Here is a 20,154-nt window from a genome sequence, read left to right on the forward strand (position 1 = left end):
GAACATCACGAGATCCCCAGTTCGCTGTCGATGAGAGCGAAGACCTCGTCATCGGTGGCGGACTCGATGTCGTTGGTGGACGGCGCGTCGGACGCGCCGAGCTTGGACAGCACTTCCCGCAGCCGCAGCGCGAGCCGCGTGCGCGACTGCTCGTCGACGTCCGCGAGGGACTCTTCGAGCCGGTCGAGGTCGGCGAACGCGCCCAGGACGCCGTTGGCCTCCGCGCCCTCGCCGGTCAGTTCGGCGGCCAGGTGGCCGGCCAGCGCCTGTGCCGTCGGGTGGTCGAACACGAGCGTCGCGGGCAGCCGCAGGCCGGTGGCCGCGTTGACCCGGTTGCGCAGCTCGACCGCGGTGAGCGAGTCGAACCCGAGTTCGTTGAACGGCCGGTCGGCGGGCACCGCGCCCGCGTCCGGGTAGGCCAGGACGCCCGCGACCTGCGTGCGGACCAGGTCCAGCAGGACCGCGGTGGCCGCCTCGACGTCCTTGCCCGCCAACGACTTGCGCAGCGCGTCGACCGCGCCCGCGTCGGCTTCGGCGGCCCGGCGGGCGGGCAGCCGGACCAGGCCGCGCAGCAGCGGCGGCAGCACGTCCGCCGCCGCCCGCTCCCGCAGGACGCGGTGGTCGAGCTTGATCGGGGCCAGCGCGCCGGACGCGCCGAGGGCGGCGTCCAGCAGGGCCAGGCCTTCGTCTTCGGACAGGGCGTCGATGCCCGACCGGGCCATGCGCCGCCGGTCGGCCTCGCTCATCCGGTCGGCCATGCCCGCCTGCTCCCAGCGTCCCCAGGCCAGCGACACGGCCGGTTTGCCGGTGGCGCGGCGGTGCTCGGCGAGGGCGTCGAGGTAGGCGTTGGCGGCGGCGTAGTTGGCCTGGCCGGGTCCGCCGAGCACGCCCGCGGCCGAGGAGAACAGGACGAACGCGTCCACGTCGGCCAGCTCGTGCAGGTTGGCGGCGCCGTCGACCTTGGGCCGCAGCACGGTGTCCAGCCGGTCCGGGGTGAGCGAGCCGACGACACCGTCGTCCAGCACGCCCGCCGCGTGCACGACCGCCCGCACCGGGTGGTCGGCGAGCAGCTTGGCCAGGGCGTCCCGGTCGGCCACGTCGCAGGCGGCGACCGTGACGTCCGCGCCCAGAGCGGTCAGCTCGTCGGCCAGTTCGGGTTGTGGTGTGCGGCTGGTGAGGACCAGTTCGCGGACCCCGTGGTTCGAGACCAGGTGCTTGGCGACGACCCGGCCCAGTGCGCCGGACGCGCCCGTGATCAGCACCGGGCCTTCGAGCTTGCCGGGGTTCGCGGTGGCCTTCACCAGGCGCGGGACCAGGATCTTGTGGTCGCGCACGGCGAGTTGCGGCTCGTCTGCGCCCAGCGCGGTGGTGAAGTCGGCGTCGGCGTCGACCAGGACGAACCGGTCGACGTGCTCGGACTGGGCGGAGCGGATCAGGCCCCACACCGCCGCCTGCGCCGGATCGACGTCTTCCGCATTGGTGGCGACCGCGCCCCGCGTGACGATGGCGAGCTTCGAGCCCGCGAACGCCTCCTCCGCCAGCCACTCCTGCGCCAGCGCCAACGCCTGGTGGGTCGCCGCCCGCACCGCCGCCGCGTCACCTTCGGTCCGCGTCCAGCGCACGGCCACCACCTCGGGTGCGGGCAGGCCGGCCGCGATCGCCGCGGCCAGGTCCGCCAGGTCCGCGTGGGTCTCGCCGAGGACTTCGACGGTGCGGGTGGTGGACGGGGTGGTCAGCGGGATCCAGTCGACCTTCAGGAGGTCGTTGCTCTCGCGGCGGAGTTGGTCCGGGGAGATCGGGCGCACCGCCAGGCCTTCCACCGTCGCCACGGGCGCGCCGGTCGCGTCGGCCAGGGTGATCGCCACCGAGCCGTCGCCCGGCACGATCCGCGCCCGAAGCTTGGACGCGCCCACCGCGTGCACCGCGAAGCCCTGCCACGCGAACGGCAGCACCAGGTCACCGTCACCGCTCGCGGCCAGGGCGTGCAGGACACCGTCCAGCAGCGCCGGGTGCAGGCCGAACCGCCCCGCGTCGTCGGCAGGCACGGAGACCTCGGCGAACACCTCGTCACCCCGCCGCCACGCGGCCGTCAGGGATTGGAAGACCGGTCCATAACGCAGACCACGAGCGAACAGCTCGTCGTAGACGCCGGTGACATCCACTTCGACGGCGTCAACCGGCGGCCATTCCCGCAGCTCGACGCCCTGTGCGACGGCAGGGCTCACGTGACCGGTGGCATGCGTGGTCCACGTGTCGTCGTCCTCGGTCCGCGAGTGGATCTCCACCGAACCGTCCGCCCCGACAGTCACCCGCACCTGCACGCCGCCCTTGTCCGGCAGCACCAGCGGCGCTTCCAGGGTCAACTCCTCGACCCGCCCGCCGGCATGCGCCGCCATCTCCACCAACGCGGCACCCGGCAGCAACACGACGTCACCGACGGCGTGGTCCGCGAGCCACGGATGGGTGGTCAACGACAACCTTCCGGTGAACACCGTGCCCCCGGCGGGCAGGTCGAGGGCCGCGCCCAGCAACGGGTGGTCGGCCCGCGCCAGCCCGAGCCCGCTCGCGTCCCCGGTACCGGAGCCCGGCCGGGGCCAGAACCGCTGGTGCCGGAACGCGTAGGTCGGCAGCTCGACCGTCCGGCCGGGCACGATGGTCGGCCAGTCGATCGCGGCACCGCGCACGGCGAGCCGGGCGAACGCGGTGGTGACCGCCGCGGACTCGTCCTGCCCCTTGCGGCACAACGGAATCCACTCGCCTTCGCTGGACTCCTGCCCCATCGCGGTCAACACCGCGTCGGGCCCGGCTTCCAGGAACGTCGTCACCCCGGCCTCGGCCAACTCCCGCACGGCCCCAGCGAACCGCACCGGCTCCCGCACCTGCCGCACCCAGTACTCGGCCCCGAACTCCTCCGACAGCTCGCCGCCGGAAACTGTCAGACCCTCGTGGGACAATGGAGACGGGGGCCGGAGGCCAGCCATCGACACCAGCGCCGTCGACACCATCGGAATCGTCGGCTCGGCGTAGGTCACGCTCTCGGCGACCGCCCGGAACTCGGCCAGCATCGGCTCCATCAGCGGCGAGTGGAACGCGTGCGACACGGTGAGGCGCTTGGTCTTGCGCCCCTGCGAGGCCAGTTCGGCAGCAACCGCAAGCGTTTCCGCTTCCACACCGGACAGCACGATCGACGTCGGGCCGTTGATCGCCGCGATGGCGACCCCGGCAGTCAGCAGCGGCGTGACCTCGTCCTCGGTCGCCTGCACGGACACCATCGCCCCACCGGTCGGCAGAGCCTGCATCAACCGCGCCCGCGCCGCGACCAACCGAGCCGCGTCGGGCAGCGAGAACACCCCGGCCACGTGAGCGGCGGCCAGCTCGCCGATGGAGTGCCCGGCCACGAAGTCCGGCCGCACCCCCCACGACTCGACCAGGCGGAACAACGCCACCTCGACCGCGAACAACGCGGGCTGGGTGTACCCGGTCCGGTGCAGCTCCTCGGACTCCAGGACCTCCCGCAACGGCCGGTCCAGGTGCTCGTCCAAGGCCGCGCACACCTCGTCGAAGGCGGCAGCGAACACCGGGAACTCCCGGTGCAGCGCCAACCCCATGCCCGGCCGCTGCGCGCCCTGCCCGGTGAACAGCACCGCCAGCCGTCCGCCGTCGGACGTGCCGGTCACGACCTCGTCGCCCAGCAGCACCGCCCGGTGGTCGAAGGCCGCCCGCCCGGACGCCAGCGTGTGGGCGACGTCCACGGGCCGCAGCTCGGGGTGCGCCGCCACGAAGGAACGCAGCCGGGTCACCTGGTCGGGCAAGGCGTCCTCGGTGCGGGCGGACACCAGCCACGGCGTGAAGTCCGGTTCCGGACCGTCGACCGCCTCGACGTCCGCCTGCTCCAGCACGACGTGCGCGTTGGTCCCGCTGATCCCGAACGACGACACGGCCCCCCGCAACGGCCGGTCCACCACCAAAGGCTCCGGCGACACCGCCAGGCGCACCGCGCCGGACGTCCAGTCGACGTGCGGCGACGGCTCGTCCACGTGCAGGGTGCGCGGCAGCACGCCGTTGCGCAGCGACAGCACCACCTTCATCAGGCCGGCGACGCCCGCCGCGCCCTGGGTGTGCCCGAGGTTGGACTTGATCGACCCCAGCAGCAGCGGTTCGGCGCGGTCCTGGCCGTAGGTCGCCAGCAAGGCCTGCGCCTCGATCGGGTCGCCCAGCGTGGTCCCGGTGCCGTGCGCTTCGACGACGTCCACTTCGGACGGTTGCAGGCCGGCGTCCGCGAGGGCCGCGCGGATGACCCGTTGCTGCGAGGGGCCGTTGGGCGCGGTGAGGCCGTTGGACGCGCCGTCCTGGTTCACCGCCGAGCCCCGGATGACGGCCAGCACGCGGTGGCCGTTGCGCCGCGCGTCGGACAGCCGCTCCAGCACCAGCTGGCCCACACCCTCCGACAGCGAGGTCCCGTCGGCCGCGCCCGCGAACGACTTGCACCGGCCGTCGGCGGCGAGGTTGCGCTGCCGCGAGAACTCCTGGAACGTGCCCGGCAGGGACATCACCGACACACCGCCGGCCAGCGCCAGCGAGCACTCCCCGTTGCGCAGCGCGGACACCGCCAAGTGCACCGCGACCAGCGACGACGAGCACGCGGTGTCGATGGTCATCGCGGGACCTTCGAGCCCGAGCGTGTAGGACACGCGGCCGGACACGACACCGCCGGAGTTGCCGGTGGAGAGGAACCCGTCGACCGACTCGGCGGACCCGCTGAGCACGATGCCGTAGTCGTTGTACATCACGCCCGCGTACACGCCGGTCCGGCTGCCGCGCAACGAGTGGGGGTCGATGCCGGCCCGTTCCAACGCCTCCCAGGACGTCTCCAGCAGCAGGCGCTGCTGGGGGTCCATCGCGAGGGCCTCGCGCGGGGAGATGCCGAAGAAGCCGGGGTCGAAGTCGGCGGCGTCGTGCAGGAAGCCGCCGCGGTCGGTGGTGACCGTGCCCGGGTGGTCGGGGTCGGGGTGGAACAGGGTGTCCAGGTCCCAGCCGCGGTCGGCGGGGAACGCGCCGATGGCGTCGCCGCCGTCGACCAGCAGCCGCCACAGGTCTTCCGGCGTGCGCACGCCGCCGGGGAAGCGGCAGGCCATGCCGACGATCGCGATGGGCTCGTGGTCGTGGCGGGTGGTCTCCACGGCCTGGGCGGTGGTCGTGCCGGACAGCTGGTCCAGCAGGTGGGCGGCGAGCGCGTCGGGCGTCGGGTAGTCGAACACCAGGGTCGCGGGCAGCCGCAGGCCGGTGGCGGCGCTGAGCTGGTTGCGCAGGTCGAGGGCGGTCAGCGAGTCGAACCCGAGGTCCTTGAACGCGCGGCCGGCGGGCAACTGCTCGGCGCTGGCGTAGCCGAGGACGGCGGCGACCCGGGTGAGCACGACGTCCAGCACGACCTCGGGCCGGCGCTCGGCGGGCACCTCGGCCAGGCGCCGGGTGAGGGAGTTCCCGCTCGCGGCCCGCCTCGGCGCGCGGACCAGGCCGCGCAGCAGGGGCGGGACGTCGCCTGTCGCGGTCAGGTCCAGCGGCACCGGGACCAGCAGGGCGTCACCGGCCTTGACCGACGCGTCGAACAGCGCCAGACCGTCCTCTGTGGACAGTTCGCGCAAGCCGGTGCGGGCCATCCGGTTCACCTCGGCCGACCCGACCTCGGCGGTCATCTCGCTGCGCTGCGCCCACAGGCCCCACGCCAGCGACTGGGCGGGTTTTCCGTGCGCGCGGCGGCGGGCGGCGAGGGCGTCCAGGGCGGCGTTGGCGGCGGCGTACCCGCCCTGGCCGGGGCTGCCGAACGTGCCGGCGGCGGAGGAGAACAGGACGAACGCGGTCAGGTCGCCGGCCAGCTCGTCCAGGTGGCGGGCGGCGTCGACCTTGGGGCGCAGGACGGTCTCGAGCTGGTCGGGGCGCAAGGTGGCCACGGTGCTGTCGGCCATGACGCCGGCCGTGTGGACGATCGCGGTGACCGGGTGGTCGGCGAGGAGGTTTGCGGTGGCGTCGCGGTCGGCGATGTCGCAGGCGACGATGTGGGTGGTGGCGCCCAGGTCGGCGAGTTCGGCCTGGAGTTCCCGTGCGCCTTGTGCGTCGAGACCGCGGCGGCTGGTGAGGACCAGGGTGCGGACGCCGTGCTCGGTGACCAGGTGGCGGGCGATGTGCGCGCCGAGGGTGCCGGTGCCGCCGGTGACCAGGACGGTGCTGTCGGCGGTGAACGGGCTGTCGCCGGTCGGGTCCGGGACACGGGTCAGGCGGGGTGCCCGGAGCTCGCCGTCGTGGAGCGCCAGCACCGGTTCGCCGGTGGCCAGGGCGGCGGCGATCTGGTCGGGGGTGGGGTCTTCGGCCTCCAGGAGCACGAACCGGTCCGGGTTCTCGGCCTGGGCGGAGCGGACCAGGCCCTGCACGGCCGCGCCGGCGAGGTCGCCGGGCCGGGTGACGACGACCAGGGTGGCGCCGGCCGGGGTGGCGTCGGCCGGGGTGGCGTCGGCCGGGGTGGCGTCGGCCGGGGTGGCGTCGGCCGGGGTGGCGTCGGTCGGTTCGGCCAGCCAGGACTGGAGGGTGGTCAGGGCCTCGGTCGTGGCGGCCAGGACGTCGTCGGTCGGGGTGACCGTGTGGGTGGCGGCGTGGCCTCCGGCCCCCGTCTCCATTGTCCCATGAGGGGACGACAATTTGAGCGGGGTCCAGTCCAAGGCGAACAGGGAGTCCACGTAGCCGGTGCGGCCCTTGAGGGCGTCCAGGGCCACTGGGCGGACGGTCAGGGTGTCGACGGTGGCGACCGGGGAGCCTGCGGCGTCGGCGATCGTGAGGGACGCGGTGTCGGGGTCGGTCTTGGTGAAGCGGACGCGGAGGGCGGTCGCGCCTTCGGCGTGGAGGGTGACGCCCGACCACGCGAACGGGAGGTGCGGCCGGCCGTCGCCGATGTCGGCGGCCAGGGCGTGCAGGGCTCCGTCCAGGAGGGCCGGGTGGAGGCCGAAGGTGTCCGGTTCGCCTTGCAGGGTGACCTCGGCGTAGGTGGTGTCGTCCTGCTTCCACGCGGCTTGCAGGCCCTGGAAGGTCGGGCCGTAGTTCAGGCCCAGGGCGGCCAGGCGGTCGTAGAGGTCGGTCAGGTCGACCGGCTGCGCGCCGGGCGGCGGCCACTCGGTCAGGTGGTCGGCGGGGGTGGCGCCCTCGGCCAGGACGCCGGTCGCGTGGCGGGTCCACAGGCCGGCGGCCTGCTCGGCGTCGGTCTGCGCGTAGACGCCCAGCGCGCGGCGGCCGTGCTCGTCGGGCGCGTCCACGGTGAGCCGCAGCGTGACCCCGCCCCGCACGACCAGCGGGGTGGTGATGGTCAGCTCCTCGACCACCGGGCAACCGACCTGGTCGCCGGCGCGGACGGCCAGGTCCACCAGGGCGGTGCCGGGCAGCAGCACGGTGTCCAGCACGGCGTGGTCGGCCAGCCACGGGTGGGTGTCGAGGTCCACGCGCCCGGTCAGCACGACCAGGTCCCGCTCGGGCACGGTCAGCGCCGCGCCGAGCAACGGGTGGGCGACCGACGAGACGCCCAGCCCACCGGCGTCCACAGTGGACTGCTCCAGCAGCCAGTACCGCTGGTGCTGGAAGGCGTAGGTCGGCAGGGATGTCCGGGCGCCCGCGGTGTGCCGGGACCAGTCGACGGCGACCCCGCGCGCGTGGGCCTCGCCCAGCGAGGTGAGGAACCGCTGGAGACCGCCCTCGTCTCGGCGCAGGGACCCGACCAGCGCGGTGGGCGTGCCTGCGGTGTCGAGGATCTCGCGGACGCCCATGCCCAGCACCGGGTGCGCGCTGACCTCGACGAACACCGTGTGCCCGTCGGCCAGCAGGCGCTCCACGGCGTCCTGGAAGCGGACCGTGCCGCGCAGGTTGGCGTACCAGTAGTCGGCGTCCAGGACGGCGGTGCCGACCTCGCCGGTCAGCGTCGAGTACAGCGGGACGTCGGCGGTGCGGGGCCGGACGTCGGCCAGGACGGTCAGCAGCTCGTCCTTGATCGACTCGACGTGCGCGGAGTGCGAGGCGTAGTCCACGGGGATGATCCGCATGCGGACGCCGTCCGCCTCGCAGTCGGCCAGCAGCTCTTGCAGCGCCTGGGGTTCGCCGGAGACCACGGTGGTGGCCGGGCCGTTGACGGCGGCGACGGAGATCCGGTCGTCCCAGCGGGCGATGCGAGTCTCGACGTCGGCGCGCGGGGCGGCCACCGACGCCATGCCGCCGCGTCCGGCGAGCCCGGCGGCGATCGCCTTGCTGCGCAACGCGACGACACGGGCGGCGTCTTCGAGGGACAGCGCGCCCACCGCGGCGGCGGCGGCGATCTCACCTTGCGAGTGACCGACCACCGCCGACGGTTCGACCCCGTAGGACCGCCAGAGTGCCGCCAGCGACACCATCACCGCGAACAGCACCGGCTGCACCACGTCGACCCGGTCGAGGGAGGGCGCGTTCGGGGCGTTGCGGACCACGTCGAGCAGGGACCAGTCGGTGAACTGGTCGATCGCCTCGGCGCACTCGGCCATGCGCTGGGCGAAGACCGGGGAGGTGTCGAGGAGTTCCACGGCCATGCCGGCCCACTGCGAACCCTGGCCGGGGAACATGAAAACGACCTTGGGGGACTCCAGGGCCTCGCCGGTGGTCGGGTGCTCGCCGGCGGCCACGGCGTCGAGGCCGGCCCGCAGGTCGTCGCCCGTGCCGACCACGACGGCCCGGTGCTCGAACCGGGTGCGGGCGGCGAGGGTGGCGGCGACGTCAGCCGGTGCGGCGGGGTGCGTGGCGAGGTGGTCGGCGAGCTTGGCGGCCTGGTCGCGGAGGGCGTCGGCAGTGCGGGCGGACAAGATCCACGGCACCACCCCGGATGCTCCGGCTGCGGCAGGCGCGGCGGCGGGCGGTGCGGCGGCAGCGGCGGTGTCCTCAGCTGGTGGTTCTTCCAGGATGACGTGGGCGTTGGTGCCGCTCACGCCGAACGACGAGATGCCCGCGCGGCGCGGTTCGGTGCCCGCCGGCCACTCGACCGGCTCGGTGAGCAGCGAGACCGCGCCCTCCGTCCAGTCGACCTGGTCGCTGGGCTTGTCCACGTGCAGGGTCTTGGGCAGCACGCCGTGCCGCAGCGCGCCGATCACCTTGATCACTGCGGCGGCGCCCGCGGCGGCCTGGGTGTGGCCGATGTTGGACTTGATCGAGCCCAGCCACAGCGGCTTGGCGCGGTCCTGGCCGTAGGTGGCCAGCAGGGCCTGTGCCTCGATCGGGTCGCCCAGGGTGGTGCCGGTGCCGTGGGCCTCCACGACGTCCACCTGGTGCGCGGCCAGCCGGGCCTGGGCCAGGGCCGCGCGGATCACCCGCTGCTGCGCGGGTCCGCTGGGTGCGGTGAGGCCGTTGGACGCGCCGTCCTGGTTGACCGCCGACCCGCGCACGATCGCCAGGACCGGGTGGCCGTTGCGGCGCGCGTCGGACAGGCGCTCCACGACCAGCATGCCGACGCCCTCGGCGAACCCGGTGCCGTCGGCCGCCGCCGCGAAGGACTTGCACCGGCCGTCCGCGGACAGCCCGCGCTGCTTGCTGAACTCGACGTACGTGCCGGGCGTCGCCATGACCGTGACACCGCCCGCCAACGCCAGTGAGCACTCCCCGTTGCGCAGCGACTGCGCGGCCAGGTGCAGGGCGACCAGCGACGACGAGCACGCCGTGTCGATGGTGACAGCCGGACCCTCCAGGCCCAGCGTGTAGGCGACGCGGCCGGACGCGATGGCGCCGGTGGAGTTGTTCTCCGCGTAGTCGTGGTACATCATCCCGGCGAACACGCCGACCGCCGTGCCGCGCAGCGCGACCGGGTCGAGGCCGGTGTTCTCCAGGGCCTCCCACGACGTCTCCAGCAGCAGGCGCTGCTGCGGGTCCATGCTCAGGGCCTCACGCGGTGAGATCCCGAAGAACTCCGCGTCGAACCGGGCGGCGTCGTGCAGGAACCCGCCTTCGCGCGTGTAGGTCTTGCCCGCCGCGCCCGGCGCCGGGTCGTACACCTCGGCCAGGTTCCAGCCCCGGTCGGTCGGGAACCCGGTGATGCCGTCCCGGCCCTGGGCGACCAGGTCCCACAGGTCGTCGGGCGTGCGCACGCCACCGGGGAAGCGGCACGCCATGCCGACGATCGCGATCGGTTCGCGGACCGTCGAGTCGAGCTTGCGGTTCTGCTCGCGCAGTCGCTCGTTCTCCTTCAGCGACGCCCGCAGCGCGGCGACGAGCTTCTCCTCGGCCATTCTCAGCTCCCCGTTTCCGTCGTCACGTCACCGAGGTCGGCGAGCGCCAGGTTGATCAGTGCGTCGGCGTCCATGTCGTCGATGGACCCCTCCGGCCCGTCGTCGGGCTCGTCGGCGGCGAACTTCACGCCGCCCAGTTCCAGCAGGCTGTCCAGCAGGCCCGCGTCCCGCAGCCGGCCCAGCGGGATGGTGGCGAGCACACGGCGCACCTCGTCCTCGGGCAGGCCGCCGCCGGTCTCGCCGAACAGCTTGTCGTGCAGGAGCTCGGCCACCGCGCGGGCGTGCGGGTGGTCGAAGGTCAGCGTGGCGGGCAGGCGCAGGGCGGTCGCGGCGGTGAGCTGGTTGCGCAGTTCCAGCGCGGCCAGCGAGTCGAAGCCCAGGTCGGTGAAGGCCCGCTCGGCGGGGACCGCGTCCGCGGAGTCGTGGCCGAGCACGGTCGCGGTGGTCGTGCGCACGAGCTTGAGCAGGGCGTCCCGGCGGTCGGTCTCGGACAGCCCGGCGAGCTGCGCCCCGAGGTCCACGGTGCTCGCGGCGACGCGGCGGGTCCTGGTGGCCCCGCGCAGCCCCCGGTAGAGGGGTCCGTCGACGTTCGCCAGCTCCAACCCGATCGGCACCAGCGCGGCGTCGTCGCAGGTCAGGGCGGCGTCGAACAGCACCAACCCATCCTCGACCGACAACGGCCTGACCCCGGCGCGGCTCAACCTCTGCTTCTCGGCGGCGGTCAGCTCACCGGCCATACCGCCGTCCCACAGACCCCACGCCAGCGACACCGCAGGCAGCCCTTGCTTGCGCCGCTGAACAGCCAGCGCGTCCAGGTAGGCGTTGGCCGCCGAGTAACTGGCCTGACCGGCGTTGCCGAACGTCCCGGACGCCGACGAGAACAGGATGAGCGGCCCTTCGGTCAGCTCGTGCAACAACTGAGCCGCATCCACCTTGGGCCGCAACACCTTGTCCACACGCTCAGGCGTCAACGACCCGATCAGGCCGTCATCCAGCACACCAGCCACATGCACCACAGCCGAAACCCGGTGCTCGGCCAGCACTCGCTGCACGCCCTCGCGGTCGGCGACATCACACGCCACCGACTCCGCACCCAGCTCAGCCGCCAACTCCGGCGCACCACTCCGACTCATCAACACCAGATCGCGGACACCGTGCCGCTCCACCAAGTGCCGGGCGATCACACCGCCCAACGCACCCGAAGCACCGGTCAGCAACACCGCGCCATCACCGAACCCGGCGAACTCGTTGTCTGCCACGGGAACCCGCGCCAACCGGCCGACATGCGCGACACCGTCACGCACCACGACCTGCGGCTCGCCCGGCACCAGCAGAACCTCGCCGTCCACCAGGACGATCCGCCCCGGTGCCTCGGCCTGCGCGGAGCGGACCATGCCCCACACCGCCGCACCCGCCAGGTCGACGTCCTCGCCGGCCAACGCCACCGCACCCTGCGTCTGCACGACCAAAGTGCCGTCGTCGCTCGACAGGAACTTCTGGAGAACCGCCAAGGTCTCGTGCAGGACCGTCCGGACATCGCCGCCCGCCGGCACCTGGTGCACCGGGAAGTCCACAGGCGAACCGGCCGCCGGCACCCACTCCACGCGGTAGAGGGAGTCGTGGTGGGAGCGCGTGACCAGCTGGTCGGCGGACACCGGCCGCGTGGTCAGGGACTCCACGGACAACACCGGTCGCCCCGCAGGGTCCACGGCGGTCAGCGCGAGCCGGTCGTCCCCGGTCGGCGTCAGCCGGACCCGCAGCACGGACGCCCCCGACGCGTGCAGCCGCACCCCGGACCACGCGAACGGCAGCCGGGTCGGGCCGTCGTCGGGGATCGCCGGGTGCAGGGCCGCGTCCAGCAGGGCCGGGTGCAGCTCGAACCCGTCGACGTCGTCGACCGACACCTCGGCGAACACCTCGTCACCGCGCCGGAACGCGGCCCGCACGCCCTGGAACACCGGCCCGTAGCCGTAACCCCGGTCGGCCAGCGCCGCGTAGTCCACCTCCAGCGGGGTGGCGTCGGCGGGCGGCCAGTCGAAGGACTCCCCCGCCCCGGCGTCGGCGGCGGTGGCCACGCCGTCGGCGTGCAGCACCCAGTCGTCGCCCGACCGGGAGTAGATCCGGACCGTGCGGCCGGCCTCGGAGTCCCCGCCGACCACGACCTGGATCGCGACACCGCCGGTCGGCGGCAGCACCAGGGGCGCGTGCAGGGTCAGTTCGTCCAGCACGTCGCAGCCCGCGGACGCGCCGGCGCTCAACGCCAGGTCCACCAACGCCGTGCCGGGCACCAGCACGGTGCCGAAGACGTCGTGGTCACCCAGCCACGGGTGCGCGTCCAGCGACAGGCGGCCGGTGAACAGCACGCCGTCCGAGTCCGGCAGCGCGACCGCCGCGCCCAGCAGCGGGTGGTCCGCGCCGCTCTGCCCGAGGCCGCTCGGGTCGGCCGCGCTCGTGCTCTCCAGCCAGAACCGCTTGCGCTGGAACGGGTAGGTGGGCAGCTCGACGGTTGTGCCGCCGCCGAAGTAGGCGGCCCAGTCGACCTCGACACCGCGCACGTGCAGGCGTCCCAGGGCCTCCACGACCGTCCGGACCTCGTAGCGGTTGCGCCGCGAGGTCGGCACGAACTCGCCCGCCGCCATCGCGGTCAGCACGGCGTCCGGCCCGACCTCCAGGAACGTGGTGGTGCCGCTGTCGCGCAACGACTGGACGGCGTCGGCGAACCGCACCGCCGCCCGCACCTGCCGCACCCAGTAGTCCGGCTTGGCCAGGTCCACCACCCAGCCGTCCACAGTGGACACCACCGGGACCTTCGGCTCCGCGTACGTGATGGTCTCGGCCACCGCGCGGAACTCGTCCAGCATCGGCTCCATCAGCGGCGAGTGGAACGCGTGCGACACGGTGAGCCGCTTGGTGCGGCGGCCTTCGAGCCGGTCCACGACCCGCTGCACGGCCTCCTCGGCGCCCGACACGACCACGGCGGTCGGGCCGTTCACGGCGGCGATGGCCACGTCGTCGGTCAGCAGCGGCACGACCTCGGTCTCCGTCGCCTCGACCGCGACCATCGCGCCCCCGGCCGGCAGGGCCTGCATGAGCCGGCCGCGCGCCGCGACCAGCTTCGCCGCGTCGGCCAGGGAGAAGACGCCGGCGACGTGCGCGGCGGCCAGTTCGCCGATGGAGTGCCCGGCCAGGTAGTCCGGCGTGACACCCCACGACTCGACCAGCCGGAACAACGCCACCTCGAACGCGAACAGCGCGGGCTGCGTGTACCCGGTCCGGTGCAGGTCCTCGGTGTCCAGGACGTCCTTCAGAGGCCGGTCCAAGTGCTGGTCCAGCTCGGCGCACACCTCGTCGAAGACCCGCGCGAACACCGGGAAAACGCGCAGCTCACGGCCCATGCCCAACCGCTGGGCACCCTGGCCGGAGAACAGCACCGCCAGCCGTCCGGGAACCGCCGCGTCGCCGGTCACGCCGTCCAGCGCGGTGAGCAGGTCGTCCCGGTCGGACGCGACCACGACCGCCGCGCGCTCCAGCCGGGTGCGGCCGGCCAGGGAGCGAGCCACGTCCTCGACCCGGACGTCTCGGCTCGCGACGAAGTCCTTGAGCTTGCGCGCGACCGCGTCCAGGGCCTCGTCGGTCTTGGCGGACAGCAGGACGGGCGTGACCGGCAGGTCGGGGGTCGGCGTCGGCGGTTCGGCGTCGGCCTCTTCGATCACGACGTGCGCGTTGGTGCCGGAGATGCCGAACGACGACACCGCGGCCCGGCGCGGGTGCCCGTTGCGCTGCCACGGCACCGGTTCGGTGAGCAGCGACACCGCGCCCTCGGCCCAGTCCACCTTCGGCGACGGCTCGTCCACGTGCAGGGTCCGCGGCAGCAGGTCGTGCCGCAGGGCCAGCACCACCTTCATGACGCCCGCGACACCGGCGGCGGCCTGCGTGTGGCCGATGTTCGACTTCACCGAACCCAGCCACAGCGGCGTCTCGCGGTCCTGGCCATAGGTGGCGAGGATCGCCTGCGCCTCGATCGGGTCGCCCAGCGTCGTGCCGGTGCCGTGCGCCTCGACAACGTCCACATCGGACGGTGCCAGACCCGCGTCCGCCAGCGCCGCCCGGATGACCCGCTGCTGCGAAGGGCCGTTCGGCGCGGTCAGCCCGTTGGACGCGCCGTCCTGGTTCACCGCCGACCCGCGCACGACGGCGAGCACCCGGTGCCCGTTGCGGCGCGCGTCGGACAGCCGCTCCACCACCAGCACGCCGACGCCCTCGGAGAAGCCGACCCCGTCCGCCGCGCCCGCGAACGAGCGGCAGCGACCGTCCGGCGAGAGGCCGAGCTGGCGGCTGAAGCCCACGTACGTCTCGGGCGTCGCCATCACCGACACGCCGCCCGCCAACGCCAGCGAGCACTCCCCGTTGCGCAGGGCCTGCGCCGCCAGGTGCAGGGCGACCAGCGACGACGAGCACGCCGTGTCCACGGTCAGGGTCGGGCCTTCCAGCCCGAACGTGTAAGCCACGCGGCCGGAGGCGACCGCGCCCGTGCTCGCGTTGCCCTCGTAGTCGTGGTACATCATGCCCGCGAACACGCCCGTGTCACTGCCGCGCAGCGCCGCCGGGTCGATGCCCGCGTGCTCGAACGCCTCCCACGACGTCTCCAGCAGCAGGCGCTGCTGCGGGTCCATGCTCAGGGCCTCGCGCGGGGAGATGCCGAAGAACTCGGCGTCGAAGTCCGCCGCGTCGTGCAGGAACCCGCCTTCGCGCGTGTAGGACTTGCCGGGCAGGCCTCGGGTCGGGTCGTACAGTTCGGCGAGGTTCCAGCCCCGGTCGGTCGGGAAGCCGGTGATGGCGTCCCGTCCCTCGGCGACCAGGCGCCACAGGTCGTCGGGGGTGCGGACGTCACCGGGGAAGCGGCACGCCATGCCCACGATCGCGATCGGTTCGTCGTCGCGCTGCTTGGACCGGGTCGGCTCGGTGGGGGTCGTCGTGCCGGCGAGGAACTCGGCGACCGCGCGGGTGTTCGGGTAGTCGAAGGTCAGCGTCGCGGGGAGGCGGAGGCCGGTGGCGGTCGCGAGCTGGTTGCGCAGTTCGAGCGCGGCGACGGAGTCGAAGCCCAGCTCCGTGAACGCGCGGCCCGGGTCGACGGCCTCGGCGTCCTGGTGGCCCAGGACCGCGGCCACGGTGCTGCGGACGAGGGCGAGCAAGCGGTCCTTGTCGAACAGACCCGGCCCGAGGTCCGCGGCGGCGACCGCTCGGCGGGTCTTCGGGCGGACCAGGCCGCGGTAGAGGGGGCCGTCGACGTTCGCCAGGTCCAGGCCGATCGGCACGAGCGTGGCATCGCCGCAGGTCAGAGCCGCGTCGAAGAGCCTGAGTCCGTCCTCGACCGACAAGGGCTCGATCCCGGCGCGGCTGAGCCTCTGCTTCTCGGTGGCCGTCAGCTCGCCGGCCATGCCGCCGTCCCACAGGCCCCACGCCAGCGACAGCGCCGGGAGGCCTCGCTTCCGACGGTGGCCCGCCAGCGCATCCAGGTAGGCGTTGGCCGCCGAGTAACTCGCCTGGCCTGCGTTGCCGAACGTTCCCGAGGCCGACGAGAACAGGATGAGCTGGGCTTCGGTCAGCTCGTGCAACAGCTGGGCCGCATCGACCTTGGGCCGCAACACCTTGTCGACCCGATCCGGCGTCAACGACCCGATCAGACCGTCATCCAGCACACCGGCCACGTGCACCACGGCCGACCACTTGCGGCTGTCGAGGACCCGGGTGAGCCCATCGCGGTCGGCGACATCACAGGCCACCGACTCCGCACCCAGCTCGGCCGCCAGCTCCGGCGCACCACTCCGGCTCATCAGCACCAAGTCGCGGACGCCGTAGTGCTCCACCAAGTGCCGGGCGATGACCCCGCCCAGCGCGCCGGAAGCACCGGTCAGCAGCACTGCGCCATCGCCGAAGCCGCCGAACTCGTTGTCCGCCGCCGGAACCCGCGCCAACCTGCCCACGTGCGCGACACCGTCACGCACGACCACCTGCGGCTCGTCCGGGACCAGCAGGACTTCGCCGTCCACCAGAATGATCCGGCCCGGTGCCTCGGCTTGTGCGGAGCGGACCATGCCCCACACGGCGGCGCTGGCCAGGTCGACGTCCTCGCCGGGCAGTGCCACCGCGCCCTGGGTCTGCACGACCAAAGTGCCATCGTCACTCGACAGGAACTTCTGGAGGACCGACAGGGTTTCGTGCAGGACTGCGTGTACTTCGCCGCCTGCCGGAACCTGGTGCACGGGGTGGTCCGAGGGGGAGCCGGACGCCTGGGTCCACTCCACGCGGTAGAGGGAGTCGTGGTGGGTGGGGCGGAGGTCCAGGGAGGTCAGGGGGCGGGTTTCCAGGGTGCCGACCGAGACGACGGGGGTGCCGGTGGTGTCGGTGGCGGTGAGGGTCCAGCCGTTCGCGGTGGGGGCGAGGTGGACGCGGAGGGTGGAGGCGCCGGTGGCGTGCAGGGCCACGTCGTGCCAGGCGAAGGGGACGGCTGGTGGCCTCCGGCCCCCGGTTCCATTGTCCCACGGGGTACCGACAGTGCCGGCCAGCAGCGGGGCGTGAAGAGTTGCGTCCAGGAGTGCCGGGTGGAGGGCGAAGCGGTCGTCCGGGGTCGGGAGGGTGACTTCGGCGAAGTAGTCCTCGCCGCGTCGCCAGGCCGCCGTCACGCCCTGGAACAGGGGGCCGTACTCGAAGCCCAGGTCCGCCAGGCGGGTGTAGTCCACCGGGACCTGCTCGGCGTCGGTCGGCGGCCACTCCACGATGTCCGGGGTGGTGGTGGCCGGGGAGACCGTGCCCAGGGCGTGGGTGGTCCAGGTGTCGGACCGTTCGAGGCGGGAGTGGACCTCGACCGGGCGTCGGCCGGCGGGGTCGGGCTCGCCGACCCGCACGCGCAGCTGGACGCCGTCGCCGTCCTTCAGCACCAGGGGAGCCACCGTGGTCAGCTCCTCCACGGTCGCGCACCCCACCGCGTCCGCCGCGTGCGCGACCAGCTCCACCAGGGCCGCGCCCGGCACCAGCACCGCGCCGGCGACGACGTGGTCCGCCAGCCACGGGTGCGTGCCCGTCGACAGCCGCCCGGAGTACACGACACCGTCGAAGTCCGGCAGCGCGACCGCCGCGCCCAGCAGCGGGTGGTCGGCGTCGGCGAGACCCAGCCGACCCGCGCCACCGCTGGTCGCCGCGCTCTCGGCCCAGTAGCGCTCGTGCTGGAAGGCGTAGGTCGGCAGGTCCACTCGGGACGCGCCGGGGAAGAACGCCGGCCAGTCCACCTGGACACCCCTGGCGTGCAGACGTCCCAGCGCGGTCACGACGGACACGGCCTCGTCGCGCTCCCGCCGGGTGGTGGCGACGACGTCGTTCGAGTCGACCATCGCGGTGAGAGCGGCGTCCGGGCCGACCTCCAGGAACGTCCGCACCCCGTTGTCCCGCAAGGTGTCCACGGCGTCCGCGAACCGCACTGCGGCGCGGGCTTGGCGCACCCAGTAGTCCGGGGTGGGTGTGAAGGGCTTGCCGGTAACGGTCGAGATCAGCGGAACGCTCGGCTCCTGGTGGGTGATGCCCTCGGCGACCTTCCGCAGGTCGTCGAGCATCGGTTCCATGAGTGGGGAGTGGAAGGCGTGCGACACGGTGAGGCGCTTTGTCTTGTGGCCTCGGGTGGTGAGGGTGTCGGCGGCGGCGAGGACTGCTGCCTCCGTGCCGGAGAGGACCACGGAGTTCGACGCGTTGATGGCGGCGATGGCGAGATCGTCGGAGAGCAGGTCGGTCACCTGCTCCTCGGTCGCCTGGACCGCCAGCATCGCCCCGCCCGCCGGAAGGGCCTGCATCAACCGACCACGAGCGGCGACCAGTGCGGCCCCGTCCTCCAGGGTGAACACGCCGGCCGCGTACGCCGCTGCGAACTCGCCGATGGAGTGGCCTGCGAGGTAGTCCGGCTTGACGCCCCAAAAGGTGAAGAGCCGGTGCAGGGCCGTTTCGAAGGCGAACAGGGCGGGTTGGGTGTAGCCGGTGTCGTGCAGTTCGTCGGTGTGCAGGACTTCGGCGAGTGGCTTGGGCAGGTGCGGGTCGACGGCGGCGCAGGCCTCGGCGAAGGCTTCCGCGAACACGGGGAACTCGCGCAACTCCCGTCCCATGTCCAGGCGCTGTGAGCCCTGGCCGGTGAACAGGAAGGCCACCTTGCCTGGCGTGACGACGTCCGTCACACCATTGTCGGCCAGCAACTCTTCGATCGTCCGCCCCACCTTCACGGCTCGGTGGTCGAACGTGGTCCGGGAAGTGGCCAGCGAAAAGCCGACGTCCACAAAGGACTCACGAACGTCCGCCAAACGCGCGGCCTGGTCGCGCAGGGCTGCCGGTGTGCGGCCGGAGAACACCCACGGCACAACAGGAAGTGGCGTCGCAGCCTCGACCGGTGCCACGGCCGCCGGTTCCTCCAAGACCACGTGGGCGTTGGTGCCGGAGATACCGAAGGACGACACGGCCGCCCGCCGAGGACGCTCGCCCGCCGGCCACTCCACCGGGGAGGTCAGCAACGACACCGCGCCGGCCGACCAGTCCACCTTGGGCGAGGGCTCGTCCACGTGCAGCGTGCTCGGCAGGACCCCGTGCCGCATCGCCAGGACCACCTTCATCACGCCGGCCACCCCGGCGGCGGCCTGCGCGTGGCCGATGTTGGACTTCACCGACCCCAGCCACAGCGGCCGTTCCGCGGACCGCCCCTGGCCGTAGGTGGCGAGCAGGGCCTGGGCCTCGATCGGGTCGCCCAGGGTCGTGCCGGTGCCGTGCGCCTCCACGGCGTCCACATCGGACGTCGACAGATCGGCATCCGCCAGCGCGGCCCGGATCACCCGCTGCTGCGAAGGGCCGTTCGGGGCGGTCAGGCCGTTGGAGGCACCGTCCTGGTTCACCGCCGAGCCGCGCACCACTGCGAGCACCCGGTGCCCGTTGCGCAGCGCATCGGACAGGCGTTCCACTACGAGCATCCCGACGCCCTCGGCCCAGCCGACGCCGTCCGCCGCGCCGGCGAAGGACTTGCACCGGCCGTCCGGCGACAACCCGCGCTGCCGGGAGAACTCCACGAACGTCTCGGGCGTGGCCATCACGGTCACGCCGCCCGCCAAGGCCAGCGAACACTCGCCGGACCGCAGCGCGCGGACCGCGAGGTGCAGTGCCACCAGGGAGGACGAGCACGCGGTGTCCACGGTCATCGTCGGCCCTTCGAGGCCCAGCGCGTAGGCGACCCGGCCGGACGCGATGGCGCCGGTCGAGTTGTTGCCCGCGTAGTCGTGGTACATCATCCCGGCGAACACGCCGGTGGAACTGCCCTTCAGGGACGCGGGCAGCAGACCCGCGCGCTCCAGCGCCTCCCACGACACCTCCAGCAGCAATCGCTGCTGTGGGTCCATCGACAGCGCCTCGCGCGGGGAGATCTCGAAGAAGTCGGCGTCGAACTCCGCCGCGTCGTGCAGGAACCCGCCCTCGCGGGTGTAGGACTTGCCCGGCGTGCCCGGCGTCGGGTCGTACAGCTCGGCCACGTCCCAGCCGCGGTCGCCGGGGAAGCCGGTCACCGCGTCCCGGCCGCCCGCCACGAGGTCCCACAGGTCCTCGGGGGTGCGGACGCCACCCGGGAAGCGGCACGCCATGCCCACGATCGCGATGGGCTCGCGCGCCGCCTCCTCCGCCTCGCGCAGCCTGCGGCGCGCGTCGCGCAGTTCCGAGGTCGTCCGCTTGAGGTAGTCGAGCAGCTTGTCCTCGTTGTTCGACATCGACGTCACTCCACGGCGGGGCCGGTTGTTGCGGATGGTGGGCGCAGCACGCCACGCCGCCGGCGGAGCCGCCGACAGCGGGGCGGGTTGTTCGGTGGGGT

Annotated in this window: 2 protein-coding genes; both read right to left on the reverse strand. The window is 73.4% G+C overall.

The window, feature by feature from the left end:
* Positions 1 to 5: 5 nt before the first annotated feature.
* On the reverse strand, positions 6 to 10,280 hold the full coding sequence (locus tag WBN91_RS11770) for an SDR family NAD(P)-dependent oxidoreductase (RefSeq protein ID WP_443217704.1): 10,275 nt from the start codon (positions 10,278 to 10,280) through the stop codon (positions 6 to 8).
* Positions 10,277 to 20,062, reverse strand: a complete 9,786-nt coding sequence (locus WBN91_RS11775; RefSeq protein ID WP_443217701.1) for an SDR family NAD(P)-dependent oxidoreductase — start codon at positions 20,060 to 20,062, stop codon at positions 10,277 to 10,279. Before WBN91_RS11775 ends, WBN91_RS11770 begins: the two co-directional genes overlap by 4 nt.
* Between the last annotated feature and the right edge of the window lie 92 nt (positions 20,063 to 20,154).

The sequence above is a fragment of the Saccharothrix sp. CCNWYY140 genome (assembly GCF_037401995.1).
Classification (GTDB): domain Bacteria; phylum Actinomycetota; class Actinomycetes; order Mycobacteriales; family Pseudonocardiaceae; genus Actinosynnema.